This is a genomic window from Plantibacter sp. MMLR14_011, assembly GCF_001865025.1.
GTDB lineage: Bacteria > Actinomycetota > Actinomycetes > Actinomycetales > Microbacteriaceae > Plantibacter > Plantibacter flavus_A.
This window is the reverse complement of record NZ_MJGW01000028.1, coordinates 141,881-158,449: the sequence shown is the minus strand read 5'-3', so window position 1 is coordinate 158,449 and position 16,569 is coordinate 141,881. Positions and strand designations below refer to the sequence as shown.

Genomic DNA, 16,569 nt, shown 5'->3' with positions numbered 1-16,569 from the left:
GACCACTGCACTCTACTCGTGTTGCGCAACACGATGAGCTGACGCATCGTTGGCGGAATGAGCACCCAGCAGCCGAGCACCGCGACGTCGAGCGCGCAGCCGGCTCCTTCCACACCTGCCCCGGCGCCGTCTCCGCTCCGACACGGGGTGGTCGAGGACATCCTCGGGCTGCTCGTCGGCGTCACCGTGGTGTCGTTCGGGCTGTTCATCCTGAAGGCGGGATCGGCCGTGACCGGCGGGACGGCCGGCCTGTCGCTCCTCGTCAGCTACCTCGCACCCGTGCCGTTCCCGGTGCTGTTCATCGCGATCAACCTGCCGTTCTTCCTGCTCGCGATCCGCGGCAAGGGCTGGGTGTTCACGCTGCGGAGCGGCGGCGCGATCGTGCTCGTGTCCGTCCTGTCCGGGGTGCACCCGCTGTTCCTGCCGGTCGGGCACATCGACCCGTTCTACGCGGCCGTGGTCGGCAACGTGCTCTGCGGCGTCGGCATCCTCATCCTGTTCCGACACCGAGCCAGTCTCGGTGGGTTTAACATCGTCGCGCTGATCCTCCAGGACCGGTTCGGTGTCCGCGCGGGCTACGTGCTCATGGCCGTCGACACCGTGGTGGTGCTCGTGTCACTCGTGGCCGTGCCGCCGCTCAACGTGCTCGTCTCGGCGCTCGGCGCGGTCCTGCTGAACCTCATCCTCGCGCTGAACCACCGGCCGGGCCGGTACCTCGGGGTGTAGCAGGCCGGACGCCGAGTGCGTGCCCGCTGCGCCTACTGCTTGTAGGACGACAGGAAGTTGCCGAGCCGCTCGATCGCGTCGGTGAGGACGCGCTCCTCCGGCAGTGTGACGACCCGCAGGTGGTCGGGATCCGGCCAGTTGAAGCCCGTGCCCTGGACGAGCAGGATGTGCTCCGCCACGAGCAGATCGTGGACGAGCAGCTCGTCGTCGTGGATCTCGTGGACCTCCGGGTCGAGGCGCGGGAAGGCGTAGAGCGCACCCATCGGCTTGGTGCAGGAGACGCCCGGGATCGAGTTGAGACCGGCCCAGGTGGCGTCGCGCTGCTCGAGCAGGCGACCGCTCGGCGCGATGAGGGCGTCGATCGACTGCACGCCGGAGAGCGCCGCCTGCACGGCGTGCTGTGCCGGCACGTTGGGGCACAGACGCGTGGACGCCAGGAGGGTGATGCCCTCGAGGAAGCCGCGCGCGTGGTCACGCGGCCCCGTGATGACGAGCCAGCCGGACCGGTAGCCAGCGACCCGGTAGGTCTTCGACAGGCCGTTGAACGTGAGGCAGAGGAGGTCGGGGGCGACGGTCGCCATCGGGATGTGGACGGCGTCGTCGTACAGGATGCGGTCGTAGATCTCGTCGGCGAGCAGCAGCAGCCCGTGCTCGCGTGCGACCCCGGCGATCTGCTCCAGCACCTCGCGGGAGTACACCGCACCCGTGGGGTTGTTCGGGTTGATGACGACGATCGCCTTGGTGTTCGGCGTGATCTTGGAGCGGATGTCCTCGATGTCGGGCGCCCAGTCCGCCTCCTCGTCGCAGCGGTAGTGCACCGGCGTGCCACCCGCGAGGCTCGTCATCGCGGTCCACAGCGGGTAGTCGGGCGCGGGGATGAGGACCTCGTCGCCGTCGTCGAGGAGGGCCTGCATCGTCATCGTGATGAGCTCGGAGACGCCGTTGCCGAGGAACACCCACTCCGGGTCGACGCGGGGGAACCCCTCCATCTCCTCGTAGCGGTAGGAGACGGCCTGGCGCGCGGAGAGGATGCCGCGGCTGTCGCTGTACCCGTGCGAGTGGGGGAGCGCGGCGATCATGTCGCGCACGATCTGGTGCGGTGCCTCGAAGTCGAAGATGGCGGGGTTGCCGGTGTTGAGCTTCAGGATGCGGTGCCCGTCGGCCTCGAGACGCACGGCCTCGACGAGGGCCTTCCCCCGGATCTCATAGAGGACGCTTTTCAGCTTGGAGGACTGGTCGAGGGTGCGGCGGGTGGTCATCCCCACAGGCTACTGCGGCGACCTGCGCGCGTGGCAGTGCCGATTGCAGGATCGCGGCTCCTGGCTGCGCCGGCGCTTCGGCGAGCCCGAGTCACGCTGTCGGGCTGGGTACCCGCTGTCAACAACGGGGACACGATTCGTCCACGTTCAGGGTAAAGGAGTACCGTCAGACGCTGGCGGTCAAGACTGCCTGGTCAGAGGCACGGAGGAATCGTGACCGGAAACGCAACTACCCGATTCGACAATGTGGCCATGTTGTCGGTGGCGAGCACGCTGCCGTCCGCAGTGGTGACCTCGGTCGAGATCGAAGAAGGTCTCGCGGGTGCGATGAAACGCGCCCGCCTCCCGAAGGGCATCCTGCGACGCGTCGCCGGTGTCGTCGAGCGACGCCACTGGGGACCCGGCGAGAACTCGGACGACGCCACGGTGTCGGCCGGTCGCCGCGCGCTCGCCGAGGCCGGCATCTCGCCCTCGCAGATCGGGCTCATGATCAACACCTCGGTGACGCGGCAGCACCTCGAGCCCTCCGTCGCCGTCCGCATCCACGACGGCCTCGGCCTGCCGAGCTCGGCCATCAACTTCGACATCGCCAACGCCTGTCTCGGCTTCGTCACCGGCATGACCATGGCGGCCGCGATGATCGAGTCCGGCCAGATCGAGTACGCGCTCATCGTCAACGGCGAGGACGCGAGCGAGGTGCACGCCAACACGATCGAGCGGCTCAGTGGCAGCACCATCGACCGCGACGACTTCATGAGCGAGTTCGCCTCCCTCACCCTCGGCTCCGGGGCCGCCGCCGCCGTCATCGGGCCGGCCGACCGCCACCCCGAGGGGCACCGCATCCTCGGCGGCGTCACCCGCGCGGCGACGGAGTTCAACCACCTCTGCGTCGGCAGCGTCGACGGCATGTTCACCGATGCCCGAGCACTCCTCAAGGGCGGGCTCGACCTCGTCGTCTCCGCGTGGAAGGAAGCCGCCGGCGACTCGTGGCGGTGGTCGAAGATGGACCGCTACATCACCCACCAGGTGTCGTCCATCCACACGGACTCCATGGTGAAGGCCGCCTCGCTCGACCGCAGTCGCGTACCGGTCACCTATCCCTACCTCGGCAACGTCGGACCGGCCTCCATCCCGATCACCCTCGCCGACCAGCAGTCGACACTGAACAAGGGCGACCGCGTCCTCCTCATGGGCGTCGGCTCGGGGTTGAACACCGGTCTCATGGAACTCGCGTGGTAGCGGGTACGGTCGCCGCGAACGTCGGCCTGCGGACCATGGGTGTGCGCGCCGCCGGTCTGCCCGGCCTCCCCGCGCGGTACTCGCGCCGCATCGACGTCCCCGGTCGGCTGGCGGACGACGGCGTGACGAGGAACTGGCACTACCTCGACACCGCCGAGGCGCTCAGCGAAGCCGGTGTCGAGCCGGCCGGCACCGTCCTCGCCGTCCACGGCAACCCGACCTGGTCGTACCTCTGGCGCTCGCTCATCACCCGGTCCGTCGAGCAGGCCGACGCCGGCGGTACCGCCTGGCGCGTCGTCGCCGTCGACCAGCTCGAGATGGGCTGGTCCGAGCGGACCGAGATCACCCGCACCCTCGAACAGCGGATCGCCGACCTCGCAGCCTTCTCCGACGCGCTCGGCCTCACCGGTCCCGTCGTCACCCTCGGCCACGACTGGGGCGGCGTCATCTCCCTCGGCTGGGCCACCGAGCATCCTGAGCTCCTCGTCGGGTCGATGCTGCTCAACACGGCCGTGCACCACCCGGAGGGCACCCCGATCCCCGCGCCACTGCGGCTCGCCGGCGCTCGCGGCATGCTCGGCGCAGGTTCGGTGCAGACGACCGCCTTCCTCGACACGACGCTGTCGCTCGCGTCCCCGCCGCTCGATCGCGACGTCCGCGACGCGTACCGCAGCCCCTACTCCGCTCCTGCGCGACGCCGCGGCATCGGTGCGTTCGTCGCCGACATCCCGGCGACCCCGGAGCATGTCAGCTTCCCGCGCCTCGAGCGCCTCGCCGACGACGTCGCCCAGCTCCGCGTCCCTGCGCTCATGCTGTGGGGTCCGCGAGACCCGATCTTCAGCGACCGCTACCTCGACGACCTCGCCGACCGCCTCCCGCACGCCGAGGTCCACCGTTTCGCCGGCGCGGGTCACCTCGTCATCGAGGACGCCCCGGTCGCCGAGTCGTTGCTCGCCTGGCTCGACGACCGGCTGCCGCAGGGCGCGCCGGTCGAAGCGACGCCTGTGGAGTCCGCTGCCGCTGCGACCGAGCAGCCCGACTTCGAACCGCTCTGGCGGCGGTTGGACGAGCGACGCACCGACGACAGCGATGCGATCGTCGAACAGCGCGGTTCGGGTGCGGCCCGTCGCGTCAGCTGGAAGCAGCTCGACGACCGCGTGACGCGATTGGCCGCCGGCTTGCACCGCATCGGCGTCCGGCGCGGCGACCGCGTGTCCCTGCTCGTCACGCCCGGCGCAACGCTCACCGCCGTGATCTACGCCTGCCTGCGCATCGGCGCGGTCGTGGTCGTCGCCGACGCCGGTCTCGGCGTCAAGGGCCTCCACCGTGCGGTCCGAGGCGCGTGGCCCGCCTACGTCATCGGCGAGACCAAGGGCCTCGCCGCCGCTCGTGCGCTCGGCTGGCCGGGTGTGAAGATCTCCGCGGCCCGCCTTCCTGGCGCGACCGCGACGGCCCTCGGCGTCTCGCACAGTCTCAAGGACCTGCTCGACGCCCGTGCAACGCCTGAGCTGCCCGGCGAACCCGGCCCGACCGACCTCGCGGCGATCCTCTACACCTCGGGATCGACCGGCCCGGCGAAGGGCGTGAAGTACACCCATGCTCAGCTGTCGTCGTTGCGCGACGTCCTCTCGGAGCACTTCTCGATCACCGCCGACTCGGGGCTCGTCACCGGGTTCGCGCCGTTCGCGCTGCTCGGCCCGGCGCTCGGAGCCCGTTCCTCGACGCCGGAGATGGACATCTCGGCGCCCCGGACACTCACCGCTCGAGCGGTCGCTGCCGCCGTGGCCGAGACGGACGCCGACATCGTCTTCCTCTCGCCGGCCGCCATCCTGAACGTGGTCGCGACCGCCGATGCGCTCGACGCAGGGGACCGACAGGCGCTCCAGGGTGTCAGGACCGTGCTCTCGACGGGCGCACCCGTCAGCCGCCAGCTCCTCACGGCACTCGTGGGTGTCCTGCCCAACGCGTCCGCACACGCGGTGTACGGCATGACCGAGTGTCTGCTCGTCTCTGACATCACCCTCGACACGCTGCCCGACGAGGACACCGAGCACACGGGGGTGTGCGTCGGGACGCCCATCGGCGGGGTCGACGTGCGCATCAGCCCGCTCGACGAGGCCGGACGCGCCACCGGTGCGCCGACGCAGGACGCGGACCGCCTCGGCGAGGTCATCATCTCGGCCGAGCACCTCAAGTCGCAGTACGACCGGCTCTGGCTGACCGACCGGGCCGCCGTCCGCGACGTCGCCGACGGCGGGCGCTGGCACCGCACCGGCGACGTCGGGCATCTCGACGCCGATGGCCGCCTCTGGATCGAGGGCCGTCTGCCGCACGTGATCGCGACCCAGGACGGACCGATCGCCCCGGTCGGACCTGAGCAGGCGATCGAGACGGTGACGCTCGTCCGCCGCGCCGCCGTCGTGGGCGTCGGTCCCGAGGGTCTCCGCCAGTGCGTCGCGATCGTCGAGACCACCACGGGTACGAAGCGGGTCCAGCTCGCCGAGGCCCAGCTCGCAGGGCAGGTGCGCGACGCCTCACCGCAGCCGCTCGTCGCCGTCTTCGTGGTCCCCGAGCTGCCGACCGACATCCGACACAACTCCAAGATCGACCGCACCCGCCTGTCGGTGTGGGCGGAAGGCATCCTGGCCGGTGAACGGCTGAGCACCCCGTGACCGTCCTCGTCACCGGTGCGAGCGGCATGCTCGGCCGCGAGGTCGCCCTCGAGCTGCTCCGTGGCGGACATCGCGTCCGGGTGTTGCAGCGTGGACCGTCGGCACTCACCGACGTCGAGGAGGTGCGCGGATCCATCACCGACGCAGCCGTCGTCGAGTCGGCGATGGACGGTGTCGACGCGGTCGTGCATCTGGCCGCGAAGGTCTCGTTGGCGGGTGACCCGGCGGAGTTCGAACGCGTCAACGTCGCCGGGGCCGAGGTCGTCCTCGACGCGGCCGAGACCGCAGGCGTCTCGCGGTTCGTCCACATCTCCTCGCCGTCCGTCGCGCACGGTGGCTCGGCGCTCGTTGGTGTCGGTGCGGAACCGGCCGATCCGGGCGCGGCTCGCGGTGAGTACGCGCGCACGAAGGCGCAGGGCGAGCTGCTCGCCCTCGCGCGGGACCGCCGCGGCTTCGCGGTCGTCGTCGTGCGGCCGCACCTCGTCTGGGGTCCGGGTGACCCGCAGCTCGTCGAGCGCATCGTGGATCGCGCGCGCCGCGGCCGCCTGCCCCTGCTCGACGACGGCACCGCGCTCATCGACAGCACGTACGTCGCGAACGCGGCCTCGGCCATCGCGGCGGCGCTCGAACACGCGGAGACGGCACACGGTCGTGCGTTCGTGGTGACGAACGGTGAGCCGCGTCCGGTCGGCGAGCTGCTCGCGGGTATCTGCCGTGCTGCCGGCGTGAAGCCGCCCGCCTTCAGTGTCCCCGCCGGCGTCGCCCGAGCTGCCGGTGGGCTCGTCGAGCGCCTGTGGAGCATCCGCCCCGGCGCCGATGAGCCGCCGATGACGCGCTTCCTCGCGGAGCAGCTGTCGACCGCGCACTGGTTCGACCAGCGACAGACCCGCGCGGCCTTGCACTGGAAGCCGACGGTCTCGATCGACGAGGGCCTCGAACGCCTGGCCACGCACTACCGCGCCTGACTCCGGCCGGCCGGTGCGGCCTGGGGGCGGTCACCGATGCGCAGTCCCAGCCCCGCCGCCGCGGTCCAGGCACCCGAGTGCCGGCTCAAGCGGCGGCGGGGTCTGGGCCACACCCGGGCGAGGGAGCCCGGTACGCATCATGGTACGTGCTGGGCCTGGTCTGTGTCGTCGGAAGGGCCCATCCGTTCGCAAGATGGCCATCCCGCTCCCGGTGCGTCGACCCAGCCCCGCCGCGGCGATCCAGACATTCGGGTGCCGGCTCGAGCGGCGGCGGGGTCTGGGCCACGACCGGGAAGGGAATCCCGGTGTGGACGATGGTACGCGCCAGGCCGGGCGGTGTCATCAGTGGATCCGCGTCGACTCCCGGCGGTGTGGCTGCTGCCAGACTGGACGCATGGTCGACACGTTCTTGCGCCCGTGGGACGCCGACGACGCGCAGTCCCTCCAAGCCGCCTACGTCGAGAACGCCGACCTGGCTCCGCAATTCGGCGACACGGACTTGTCGACCGTCGAAGACGCCGTCCACTTCATCGAGCGTGCGCTGATCCCCTCCGAGTCCCGGCTCAACTGGGCGATCGTCCGCGACGGTTCGGTGGTCGGCAACGTCGGTGTCTCCGCGATCGACCGGCGACACGGCACCGCGTGGCTGTCCTACTGGCTGATCACGGGTGCGCGGGGCGGCGGTCTCGCGACGCGAGCGGTCAGGACGGTCGCCGATCACGCATTCCGCGAGGGGCTGTTCCGCTTGGAACTGGGCCATCGGGTCAACAACCCTGCGTCCTGCGGGGTCGCGACACGGGCCGGCTTCCTCCCTGAGGGCATCGAACGGCAGAAGCTCGCGTACGGCGCCGATCGTTTCGATGTCGAGCTGCACGCCCGCTTGGCGACGGACCCGGCGCCTGACGGCGATCTGCTTCTTCCGATTCGTTAGGAGGTCCGGTCTGGCGGCGTCGATCTGCCTGCCGCACGCGTTGCCGCGGTCATGAGCTTCATCGCGACGAGCACCTTCGGATCTGCAAGAGCGACGACGAAGCCTTCAGCGTGTGCTCTGACGTCTCCTCGGCCGTCGGGGATGAACGGCCTCGCATTCGAGTTCAACCATGTCGGCGAAAGCGAATGACGCTCCGCCAGCCTCGCTGCTTCTTCCCGTACTTCAGTGTCCGGCCAGAAGACCGCGTCGACATCGGTCGTCACACGTATGTCGTGATCGTCCGGGTACTGCAAAGCCAGTGCCGCCCCTCCGACCACGTACATACGTCCGTTCACCTCCCGCTCGGTCAAAGCGCCCTCGAGCTCCCCCATCAGCTGGCGGATGAAACCTGGATCCAACTGCTGTTCATGGCTCACGCGCGGCTCAGGCTCTGTTCGTCGATGAAGATGTTGAGGCGCCGCAAGTGCTCCGGCGAGCGGGTGCGCGCACGCTCCCGCAGGCTGTCGAACTGGGAGACGAACCATGGCTCGGGCAGCGGCGTCGGCTCGGGCCATCGTGATGTGAGCGCATCAGGCAGTGCTCGACCGTAATGGGCTCTGAACAGGGTGTCCCACCCGGTGTCCGGGAGTTCCTGTGGAGGCCTGCCGAACAGCGGGTCAGCCGCAAGGCCGGGCTCGACCGTGACCTTCTGCACCGCTTGCGTCAGCAGACGGAGGGCGAACGTGCGATCTCCCTCGATGAGTGCGTCGCTCATGGCCTTCGAGACGCCGGCGGGCGAGAACCGAGCGGCGGGTGATGACGAGTCGACCGCATCGATGACGATGTCCTTGCCCAGTGCGCGCAGTGCCCGCTCGAGCGATGCGAGCTTGATCGTCGCGTCCTCCTCGGACTTCAGGAGCTGTGAGATCGCCCCAGGGGTGACGTGCAGGCGCCGAGCCAGTTCGGCCCCGCTCGTCCCCGCAGCGCTCATCGTGTCCCGAATCAGCGTACTCACCGACTCCCCCTATCGTTAGCTACAGCTAAATTCTATCAAGGCATGCTGATCAATCGCCTGCGCTGCGCATGGTCCCTTCCTGTCGGACGTCTGCTCTAGCGTCGAGCGCATGCGTTCGTTCCGGATCCAGGTGCCCGATGCCGACCTCGAAGACCTGCGGCGGCGACTCGACGCGGTTCGCCTCCCCGCCGCGATCGGTGACGCCGGCGAGGAGAGCGCCCTCTCGCTCGACCGGTTGCGGGCACTCGTCGCCCGCTGGCAGGACGGCTTCGACTGGCGGCGCATCGAGCGCGAGCTTCAGGATGTGCCGCAGTTCGAGGTGGAGGTCGACGGGCAGCGGCTGCATGTCGCGCGGCTACCGGCACCGGGCGGTGTCACGGTGACGGTCCCGGTGATCGCGTTCCACGGTTGGCCGTACTCCTTCGTCGAGATGCTGCCGCTGGCGAGGGAACTCGCAGGACGCACGGTCGACCTCGGAGGCGGCCGGACACTCGGCTTCGAGGTCGTCGTCCCCTCCCTGCCCGGGTACGGGTTCTCGGAGCCGCTCTCGGACCGGCCGTTCACCGGTCCGGTGGTCGCCGAACTGATGCACGCGCTCATGACCGAGGTGTTGGGGCACGTGAGCTACCTCACCTACGGCGAGGACGTCGGTTCGACGACGAGCGACTGGCTCGCGGCGCTGTATCCCGAATCGGTCATCGGCCAGTTCGCGACGCACGCCGCCTTCCCGTCTGCGTCCCGAGCCCGCGACCTCACCGCCGAGGAGCAGGACTGGCTCGATCGACACGACCAGGAGTGGGCTCGTGGTCTCGCCTACGCCCGGGTGCAGGCCACCAGGCCCGAGATCCTCGCGACGGCCCTGAACGACTCACCGGTGGGCCTCGCCGCATGGATCGCGGAGAAGCTCCTCGCGTGGGCGGGTGACGGCACCTGGTGGACCGACGACGAGCTGCTGACCACGGTCTCGCTGTACTGGTTCACGCAGAGCATCGGATCATCGTTCCGGCCGTATCGCGACCACCCGAAGCAGCCCGAACTCCCGCTGATCGAGGTGCCCGTGACCGTCGCCGTGCAGACGGGCGAACGCGGACTCCCGCGCTCCTACGCGGCGCGGGCGTACAGCGACATCCGGAGCTGGACGGAACTGGATCGCGGGGCGCACTTCACGGCCTGGCAGGTGCCGGTCGCTGTGGCGGACCGGATCCAGGCCTTCGTCGAGACGCTTCCCGTCACCGACTGATCGGCTCCTCAGTCCTCGTCGTCGCGAAGTGATCGGATCATGCTGCGCAGGACGACGAGCGCCTCCCGCTGCTGATCGGGGGTCATGCCACTCAGCATCCGGACTTCGACCGATCGCACGGCGGCGGACGCCTGCGCGAGCTGCTCGCGGCCGAGCGGGGTGAGTCGCGTCGGTAGCGCCTTGCCGACGGGGGCCTGTTCGGGGCGGCTGACGAAGCCGTCGCGCTCGAGGGCCTGCAAGAGGACGTTCATCGACTGGCGGGTCACGAAGGCCCCGCGGGCGAGCTCGGAGTTCGACAGCCCAGGTCGCTGGGCGAGGAGTTCGAGGCAGGAGTAGTGCGTGATCGTCATGCCGAGTGGCCGCAAGACCGCCTCCATCGCTGAGCGGAGCGCGCTCGCCGCCTCCTTCAGGAGGTAGCCGAGCGACGTGTCCAGTTCGATCCGATCTTGACCCATGTCAGTATTCTGACATAGAGTGATGCGTGTCAGATAACTGACACAATACGATTGGATGCACATCATGCCCGTCACCGGACCGGACTTCATCTCCCTTCAGGTCACCGACCTCGACGCCTCGCAGGCCTTCTACGAGCAGTACCTCGGGCTCGTCCGCTCGCAGGCCGGCCCACCGCACGCGGTCGTCTTCGAGACGACGCCGACCGCCTTCGCGCTGCGCGACATCGTCCCCGGAACCGACCTCGCTTCGGTGTCCCAGCCCGGGATCGGCGCGGCGATCTGGCTGCACGCCACCGACGTCCAGGAGATCCACGACGCCCTCGTCGCCGACGGGCACACGATCGTCTCGGCGCCGATCGACGGCCCGTTCGGTCGCACCTTCACCTTCGCCGACCCGGACGGCTACCAGCTGACCCTCCACGACCGCGCCTGAGCTCGCTCGGGGGCCTGCCGTCGGCTCGTCATTCGGCGCTGTCAACGGGGTGCCGGCCGACGGATCGAGGCGCATACTGGAACGGTCAGACTTATCTGACACACGTCGCTTAGTGAGCGACTGCGGCGTGCGGTTCCGACGCTCGAGGAGGATGTCTCACCATGAAGGCACTGCGGTACACGAAGATCGGCTCGGCCCCCGAGGTCGTCGAGATCGAGAAGCCGACACCGGGGCCGGGTGAGATCCTGCTGAAGGTCACCGCCGCCGGTGTCTGCCACTCCGACGACTACGTCATGAGCCTCCCCGAGGAGGATTACCTCGCGCAGCAGTACCCGCTGCCGCTCACGCTCGGACACGAGGGTGCCGGTGTCATCGAGTCGTTCGGTGAGGGTGTCGAGACGGGCCTGCAGATCGGTGACGCGGTCGCCGTCTACGGGCCGTGGGGCTGCGGCCACTGCCTGAACTGTTCGCAGGGCAAGGAGAACTACTGCACGAACGCCGTCGCCGAGGGGATCCGTCCTCCCGGGCTCGGCAGCCAGGGCTCGATGGCCGAGTACATGATCGTCGACGACGTGCGTCACCTGGTGCCGATCGGCGACCTCGACCCCGTGAGGAACGTGTCGCTCACCGACGCGGGCCTCACGCCGTATCACGCGATCAAGCGCAGCCTGCCGAAGCTCGGTGCAGGCACCTTCGCCGTCGTCATCGGATCCGGTGGCCTCGGTCACGTCGGCATCCAGATGCTCAAGGCGCTCTCCGGCGCGACGGTCATCGTCCTCGACGTGAGCGACGAGAAGCTCGAGCTGGCCAAGCACGTCGGTGCCGACGTCACGCTCATCAGTGACGAATCGGCCGCGGACAAGATCCGCGAGCTGACCGGTGGCATCGGGGTCGACGCGGTGTTCGACTTCGTCGGCGCAGGCCCGACCATCGCCACGGCCACCGCGGTCGCCGCCATGGAGGCCGACGTAACGATCGTGGGCATCGGCGGCGGTTCGGCGACCGTCGGCTTCGGGTCGATCGCCTACGACGCCGCCGTGCGCGTGCCGTACTGGGGTTCGCGGAGCGAGCTCATCGAGGTCTTCGAGCTCGCGAAGGCGGGCAAGGTCGACGTCGAGGTGCAGCCGTACTCGCTCGACGACGCCCCGAAGGCCTACGAGGACCTGCACGCGGGCACGATCCGCGGGCGTGCGGTCATCGTTCCGTAACCACGATTCCCAGAACCGGCGTCCGTCGCACTCGCGGTGGGCGCCGGTTGCTCGTTCCCGGAGGCCGATCCCTCAGCGAGCCACCGTGGGAGGTGTCGATCGTCCCTCGCGACGGGCGTGCAGGTCGTGGCGGATGCAGCTGATCAGCAGCACCAGGGTGAGCACCCACAGCACGACTTGGATCACGCCTGTGATTGCGGGAGGGTCGAGATCGCTGGCTGACGCCGAAGTGAGGTCGCCGCTGGAGATGCGGAGCGCGAAGTCGTTCATGGCGTGGAAGGCGATCACGATCCACAACCGGCCCGTCGCCAGGAACACCCCGTAGAAGGCCGCGCCCATGAGTACGGTTCCGCCGACCTGGATGGCGATGAAGGCGACCGGCAGGCCCGCCAACACGCTGCCGAGTGCGTGTCCGGCACCGAAGAGGAGCGAGGTCGCCACGAGGGTCACCGTCTCACCGTGGTGTGCGCGAAGACTGGCTCTCAGGATGCCCCGGAAGTACAGCTCCTCGCCGACGCCGACGAGGATGTTCACGCCCAAGACGAGGAACACCAGCTCCGGCTTCCTGTCTCCCCAGGGCGTGATCGACAGGAGGGCGACGACCTGGACGAGCATCAGCACCGGAAACGCGAGCATCCACCACCGACGAGGTCTGGTCTCGAAGGCGGCCGGTGTTCGCCAGACATCCCTCGTCCATCCGGCCTTCCTGACGAACAGCACCCCGAGGATGATCAGTGGGATCAGGACGGGGAGGTGGCCGAGAACGAAGTCCTCCACCTCGTTCTGCGGAGGGAACCATTCGGTGAGGAGCCTGGCGAGCCCCGCCGCGACCAGCACGTACAGCACCGCCGCGGCGAGCCCGATCCAGAATCGTTGCGTCACCCGCGTCGCAGTGCCGGGATCACCTGGCGCGCTGGTCATCGGACACGCTCGTTCCGGGGGTGCGCGTCGGCCGCGTGCGTCCGTTCGTCGGTTCTTTTGATGACCCAGTGGACGACGGCAAGGGAGAGGAGTCCGATGAGCGGGGCGAGGATGGCCCCGAAGGCGGTGGAGATGGGGGCGTGCCCGACGGAGAACACCGACACGTCCCAGAGGCCGTGCAGCAGCATCGCCCAGATCAGCGAGCCGGTGACGCGACGCACGATGTAGAACGCCGTTCCCGACGCGAACGCCAGTGCCGCCTGCAGCAGCGAGTTCGCCAGCGGTGCGCCGAGGGCCGCGTTGACGAGGTGCATCACCCCGAATAGCGCGCTGGAGAGGAACCAGACCCAGCCCTCGCCGAGCCGTGATCGGAGCGCGGTCAACAGCAGGCCGCGCGCCATCAGTTCCTCGTTGAACCCGACGAGGACGCCGAGTGCCACCAGTGCGAGCACGAACGACAGGTCGAATTGCGACCAATCCGTGTTGATCAGGTTGAGCACGGAGGCGACCAGCATGATGATCGGCACGAACATCGGCCATTTGTGCCGTGACCGGCGGCGCTCGAACAGGGCAGGGCGCCACCACCCGAGCAGCGTCGTGACGACGACGAGTCCGACGGCGCCGACGGCGAGATCGAGTACGGCCCCTCGCCAGGTCGATTCGGCGGACGTGCCGATCTCGGGGAAGGGCACCCCGCTCAGGATCGACACGATGAAGATGACCAGCACGTAGCCGGCCCAGATTGCCAAGCCGATCCGAATACGAGGAATGACACGCATGGTGGGCCTTCCGTTCACGAGGACATCATCGGGGCGGAGAGCAGTTCCCGGCTCGCGCTCGTTCTTGTCGGGCACCGACCGGTCATTCAGGTGTGGCTCGCTCGGAGCCGCAGCCATCGTCCCCCAACGAAAGTCAACACGATCGCGGGCCGGAGGACCGGACCATTTTGGCGAGTCGTGGTGCGTCGGGTGGTGAGCGAAAGTCCATCGAACAGGGTTCACATCCCGGAAACACTTTCGACACTCTATTGAAATTGCGAGCACGCATACTTTCAATACAGTATCGAAATGAGTCGCTGCGAGGGTGGCGACGCAACCGGAGGAGCATCCCATGACCGTCGTCGAGACCGTTACCACCGTGGAGTCCGTCCGCGCCCGCCTGCAGGAGGCCGGCGTCAAGTACGCGATGGCGAGCTTCGTGGACATGCACGGCAGCATCAAGACCAAGTTCGTCCCGCTGTCGCACCTCGAGCGCATGGCCGGGGGATCGGAGCTCTTCACGGGGGCCGCGCTCGACGGCCTCCCGCAGGCGATCAGTGACGAGGAGCTCTCCGCCCGTCCCGACCTCGACAGCGCCGTGCAGTTGCCGTGGCGGAAGGACGTCGCCTTCTTCGCGAGCGACCTCTACACGAAGGGCGAGCCGTTCGAGGCGGCGTCGCGCAACATCCTCAAGCGCCAGCTCGATGCGGCTGCCGAGATGGGCTTCACCTTCAACCTCGGGATCGAGACCGAGTTCTTCGTCCTCAAGGACACCCCGGAGGGTGTGACCGAGGTCAGCGACCGCGACGACCTCGCGAAGCCCTGCTACACGGCGACCGCGGCGCTCGACAACCTCGATTGGCTCACCGAGCTGGTCGAGGCGATGACCGAGATGGGCTGGGGCGTGTACTCGTTCGACCACGAGGACGCCCCGGGGCAGTTCGAGATCGACTTCAACTACTCCGACGCCCTCACCATGGCCGACCGCGCCGTCTTCTTCCGGCTCATGGCCAACGAGATCGTCCGCAAGCACGGTTACTTCGCGACCTTCATGCCGAAGCCGTTCGCCGACCGCAGCGGGTCGGGTGCGCACTTCAACATGTCGCTCGCCGACATCGAGACCGGAGAGAACCTGTTCGAGACCGACGACGACCCACGTGGTTGCGGCATCTCGGAGCTCGGCTACAAGTTCATCGCCGGTGTCCTCAAGCACGCGCCCGCGCTCTCGGCGGTCATCGCGCCGACGGTCAACAGCTACAAGCGGCTCGTGCGTCAGGGGAGCATGTCGGGCTCCACCTGGGCTCCGGTCTTCGTGAGCTACGGCAACAACAACCGGACGAACATGCTCCGCGTGCCGCTCCAGGGCGGGCGCGTGGAGTGCCGGGCGGCGGACATCAGCTGCAACCCGTACCTCGGGGCGGCGCTCATCCTCGCCGCGGGCCTCGAGGGCATCCGCGAGGACCTCGACCCGGGAGCTCCGCACACCGAGAACATGTACGACTACACCGAGGCGCAGGTCGCGCAGCTCGGCATCGGCATGCTGCCGCGCAGCCTCGGTGAGGCGGTCGACGAGTTCGCCACCGACTCGTTGTCGCGTGCCGTGTTCGGCGAGGCGATGTACGACGCGTTCATCGACTACAAGCGTCAGGAGTGGAACGAGTACCAGGCGCACGTGTCGGACTGGGAGACCGCCCGCTACCTGAAGTTCTTCTGATCCCGATGCACCAGGTCCTCGACCTCGGGAGGTTCGCGCTGGAGTCCGGCGCGGACCTCCCGGAGGCGCGGCTCGCGTACACGACGCAGGGCGCGCTGAACGCCGACGGTGACAACGCCGTCCTGCTCCCGAGCTACTACACCGGGACGCACGCGAGCTACGAGCCGTGGATCGGGCCGGGCCTGGCGCTCGACCCCGACCGCTGGTTCATCGTCTCGGTGAACCTGTTCGGCAACGGCGTCTCGACGTCGCCGTCGAACGCGGCTGAGGAGGTGCGCGGTCCGGCGTTCCCCGAGGTCTCGATCGGCGATGACGTCCGTGCGCAACGGCAGCTCGCCGAACACCTCGGTGTCCGCCGCTGGCGGCTGATCGCCGGCTGGTCGATGGGTGCGCTGCAGGCGTACGAGTGGGCGGTGCGGTACCCGGAGCTCGTCGAGGCATTCCTCCCCGTCGCCGGTGCCGCGCGGTGTTCGCCCCACAACGCCGTCTTCCTGGCGGGTGTCGAGGCGGCGCTCCGGGCGGATCCGGTCTTCGACGGCGGCCGCTACACGACGCCGCCGCGGGCCGGACTCCGCGCATTCGGAACGGTGTACGCGGGGTGGGCCTACTCGCAGGCGTTCTTCCGCGACGGCAGCTACCGGGAGCTCGGGTACACCGACGTCGCAGACCTCCTCGAGGACTGGGCGGCCGACCACGAGCGGTGGGACGCGAACGACCTGCTTGCGATGCTGCGCACCTGGCAGCGGGCGGATCCCGGGCGAGGGGTCGAGGGCGGGTTGGCCGCGGCTCTCGGGGGAGTGCGTGCGCGGAGCATCGTCATGCCGTCGTCGACCGACCTCTACTTCACCGTCGAGGACAACGCCCTGGAGTCGGCGATGATGCGTCGGAGCGAGGTGCGAATCATCGAGTCCGATCTCGGCCATGTCGCGGGGCGGCCTGGCGTGCGTGCCGCCGAGACGGCCGTGATCGAGGCGGCCATGCGGGAGCTGCTGGCCGAGGGCTGAGGCGCTGTGCCCGCCCGTAGGATTGGCGGAGGTGTCCGCGAGCAGGGAGT

Annotated in this window: 16 protein-coding genes; 10 read left to right on the top strand and 6 right to left on the bottom strand. The window is 69.0% G+C overall.

The annotated features are described in order from the left end of the window. Nucleotides 1-57 precede the first annotated feature (57 nt). On the top strand, nt 58-726 hold the full coding sequence (locus BIU99_RS11975; protein ID WP_071261402.1) for a YitT family protein: 669 nt from the start codon (nt 58-60) through the stop codon (nt 724-726). 32 nt (nt 727-758) lie between these two features. Here BIU99_RS11975 and BIU99_RS11970 read toward each other — a convergent pair whose 3' ends face one another. Further along, nucleotides 759-1,985, bottom strand: coding sequence for a pyridoxal phosphate-dependent aminotransferase (locus tag BIU99_RS11970; protein WP_064295812.1), 1,227 nt, complete (start codon nt 1,983-1,985; stop codon nt 759-761). A 252-nt stretch (nt 1,986-2,237) separates the two neighbouring features. Between BIU99_RS11970 and BIU99_RS11965 the strand changes: the two genes are divergently transcribed. The 4 genes from BIU99_RS11965 (at nt 2,238) to BIU99_RS11950 (ending at nt 7,792) form a co-directional block, all read left to right on the top strand. Continuing rightward, nucleotides 2,238-3,224 (top strand): 3-oxoacyl-ACP synthase III, encoded by a 987-nt coding sequence (locus BIU99_RS11965; protein ID WP_064295813.1) that lies wholly within the window; start codon nt 2,238-2,240, stop codon nt 3,222-3,224. Continuing rightward, nucleotides 3,218-5,896, top strand: coding sequence for an alpha/beta fold hydrolase (locus BIU99_RS11960; protein WP_371263799.1), 2,679 nt, complete (start codon nt 3,218-3,220; stop codon nt 5,894-5,896). Before BIU99_RS11965 ends, BIU99_RS11960 begins: the two co-directional genes overlap by 7 nt. Beyond that, a complete protein-coding gene (locus BIU99_RS11955) occupies nt 5,893-6,861 on the top strand; it encodes an NAD(P)-dependent oxidoreductase (RefSeq protein ID WP_071261401.1) in 969 nt (322 codons plus the stop codon). The genes BIU99_RS11960 and BIU99_RS11955 overlap by 4 nt, the downstream gene beginning before the upstream one ends. Before the next feature lie 394 nt (nt 6,862-7,255). After that, nucleotides 7,256-7,792: a GNAT family N-acetyltransferase gene (locus tag BIU99_RS11950; RefSeq protein ID WP_071261400.1), complete on the top strand. Its 537-nt coding sequence runs from the start codon at nt 7,256-7,258 to the stop codon at nt 7,790-7,792. Here the strand turns inward: BIU99_RS11950 and BIU99_RS11945 are convergent. After that, the gene (locus tag BIU99_RS11945; RefSeq protein WP_064295815.1) at nt 7,789-8,208 is read right to left on the bottom strand and encodes a hypothetical protein; all 420 of its coding nucleotides are present in this window, start codon (nt 8,206-8,208) and stop codon (nt 7,789-7,791) included. The genes BIU99_RS11950 and BIU99_RS11945 overlap by 4 nt on opposite strands. Next, the gene (locus tag BIU99_RS11940) at nt 8,205-8,786 is read right to left on the bottom strand and encodes a helix-turn-helix transcriptional regulator (protein ID WP_139205423.1); all 582 of its coding nucleotides are present in this window, start codon (nt 8,784-8,786) and stop codon (nt 8,205-8,207) included. Before BIU99_RS11940 ends, BIU99_RS11945 begins: the two co-directional genes overlap by 4 nt. Nucleotides 8,787-8,895: 109 nt before the next feature. Between BIU99_RS11940 and BIU99_RS11935 the strand changes: the two genes are divergently transcribed. Then, the gene (locus tag BIU99_RS11935; protein WP_064295817.1) at nt 8,896-10,026 is read left to right on the top strand and encodes an epoxide hydrolase family protein; all 1,131 of its coding nucleotides are present in this window, start codon (nt 8,896-8,898) and stop codon (nt 10,024-10,026) included. A gap of 8 nt (nt 10,027-10,034) precedes the next feature. On the opposite strand, the gene BIU99_RS11930 is transcribed toward BIU99_RS11935, so the two are convergent. After that, nucleotides 10,035-10,481 (bottom strand): MarR family winged helix-turn-helix transcriptional regulator, encoded by a 447-nt coding sequence (locus BIU99_RS11930; RefSeq protein WP_071261399.1) that lies wholly within the window; start codon nt 10,479-10,481, stop codon nt 10,035-10,037. A gap of 64 nt (nt 10,482-10,545) precedes the next feature. On the opposite strand from BIU99_RS11930, the gene BIU99_RS11925 reads away from it, so the two are divergent. After that, nucleotides 10,546-10,914, top strand: coding sequence for a VOC family protein (locus BIU99_RS11925; protein ID WP_071261520.1), 369 nt, complete (start codon nt 10,546-10,548; stop codon nt 10,912-10,914). A gap of 161 nt (nt 10,915-11,075) precedes the next feature. Then, nucleotides 11,076-12,122 carry an NAD(P)-dependent alcohol dehydrogenase gene (locus BIU99_RS11920; RefSeq protein WP_071261398.1) on the top strand — a complete coding sequence of 349 codons (1,047 nt, stop codon included), beginning with the start codon at nt 11,076-11,078 and terminating at the stop codon, nt 12,120-12,122. Nucleotides 12,123-12,194: 72 nt separating this feature from the next. On the opposite strand, the gene BIU99_RS11915 is transcribed toward BIU99_RS11920, so the two are convergent. Continuing rightward, nucleotides 12,195-13,043: a CPBP family intramembrane glutamic endopeptidase gene (locus BIU99_RS11915; RefSeq protein ID WP_071261397.1), complete on the bottom strand. Its 849-nt coding sequence runs from the start codon at nt 13,041-13,043 to the stop codon at nt 12,195-12,197. Further along, nucleotides 13,040-13,792: a CPBP family intramembrane glutamic endopeptidase gene (locus tag BIU99_RS11910; protein WP_254773615.1), complete on the bottom strand. Its 753-nt coding sequence runs from the start codon at nt 13,790-13,792 to the stop codon at nt 13,040-13,042. The genes BIU99_RS11915 and BIU99_RS11910 overlap by 4 nt, the downstream gene beginning before the upstream one ends. Nucleotides 13,793-14,153: 361 nt before the next feature. Here BIU99_RS11910 and glnT point away from each other — a divergent pair, with 361 nt between their 5' ends. Both glnT and BIU99_RS11900 read left to right on the top strand, forming a co-directional pair. After that, on the top strand, nt 14,154-15,515 hold the full coding sequence (glnT, locus tag BIU99_RS11905) for a type III glutamate--ammonia ligase (RefSeq protein ID WP_064295821.1): 1,362 nt from the start codon (nt 14,154-14,156) through the stop codon (nt 15,513-15,515). A 5-nt stretch (nt 15,516-15,520) separates the two neighbouring features. Continuing rightward, nucleotides 15,521-16,519: an alpha/beta fold hydrolase gene (locus BIU99_RS11900; RefSeq protein WP_071261396.1), complete on the top strand. Its 999-nt coding sequence runs from the start codon at nt 15,521-15,523 to the stop codon at nt 16,517-16,519. Nucleotides 16,520-16,569 lie beyond the last annotated feature (50 nt).

Excerpts from the sequence above, each read along its gene's own strand:
- BIU99_RS11975 (WP_071261402.1), top strand. The coding sequence starts at position 58 with ATGAGCACCCAGCAGCCGAGCACCGCGACGTCGAGCGCGCAGCCGGCT.
- BIU99_RS11970 (WP_064295812.1), bottom strand. The coding sequence starts at position 1,985 with ATGACCACCCGCCGCACCCTCGACCAGTCCTCCAAGCTGAAAAGCGTC.
- BIU99_RS11965 (WP_064295813.1), top strand. The coding sequence starts at position 2,238 with ATGTTGTCGGTGGCGAGCACGCTGCCGTCCGCAGTGGTGACCTCGGTC.
- BIU99_RS11950 (WP_071261400.1), top strand. The coding sequence starts at position 7,256 with ATGGTCGACACGTTCTTGCGCCCGTGGGACGCCGACGACGCGCAGTCC.
- BIU99_RS11935 (WP_064295817.1), top strand. The coding sequence starts at position 8,896 with ATGCGTTCGTTCCGGATCCAGGTGCCCGATGCCGACCTCGAAGACCTG.
- BIU99_RS11930 (WP_071261399.1), bottom strand. The coding sequence starts at position 10,481 with ATGGGTCAAGATCGGATCGAACTGGACACGTCGCTCGGCTACCTCCTG.
- BIU99_RS11925 (WP_071261520.1), top strand. The coding sequence starts at position 10,546 with ATGCCCGTCACCGGACCGGACTTCATCTCCCTTCAGGTCACCGACCTC.
- BIU99_RS11920 (WP_071261398.1), top strand. The coding sequence starts at position 11,076 with ATGAAGGCACTGCGGTACACGAAGATCGGCTCGGCCCCCGAGGTCGTC.
- BIU99_RS11915 (WP_071261397.1), bottom strand. The coding sequence starts at position 13,043 with ATGACCAGCGCGCCAGGTGATCCCGGCACTGCGACGCGGGTGACGCAA.
- glnT (WP_064295821.1), top strand. The coding sequence starts at position 14,154 with ATGACCGTCGTCGAGACCGTTACCACCGTGGAGTCCGTCCGCGCCCGC.
- BIU99_RS11900 (WP_071261396.1), top strand. The coding sequence starts at position 15,521 with ATGCACCAGGTCCTCGACCTCGGGAGGTTCGCGCTGGAGTCCGGCGCG.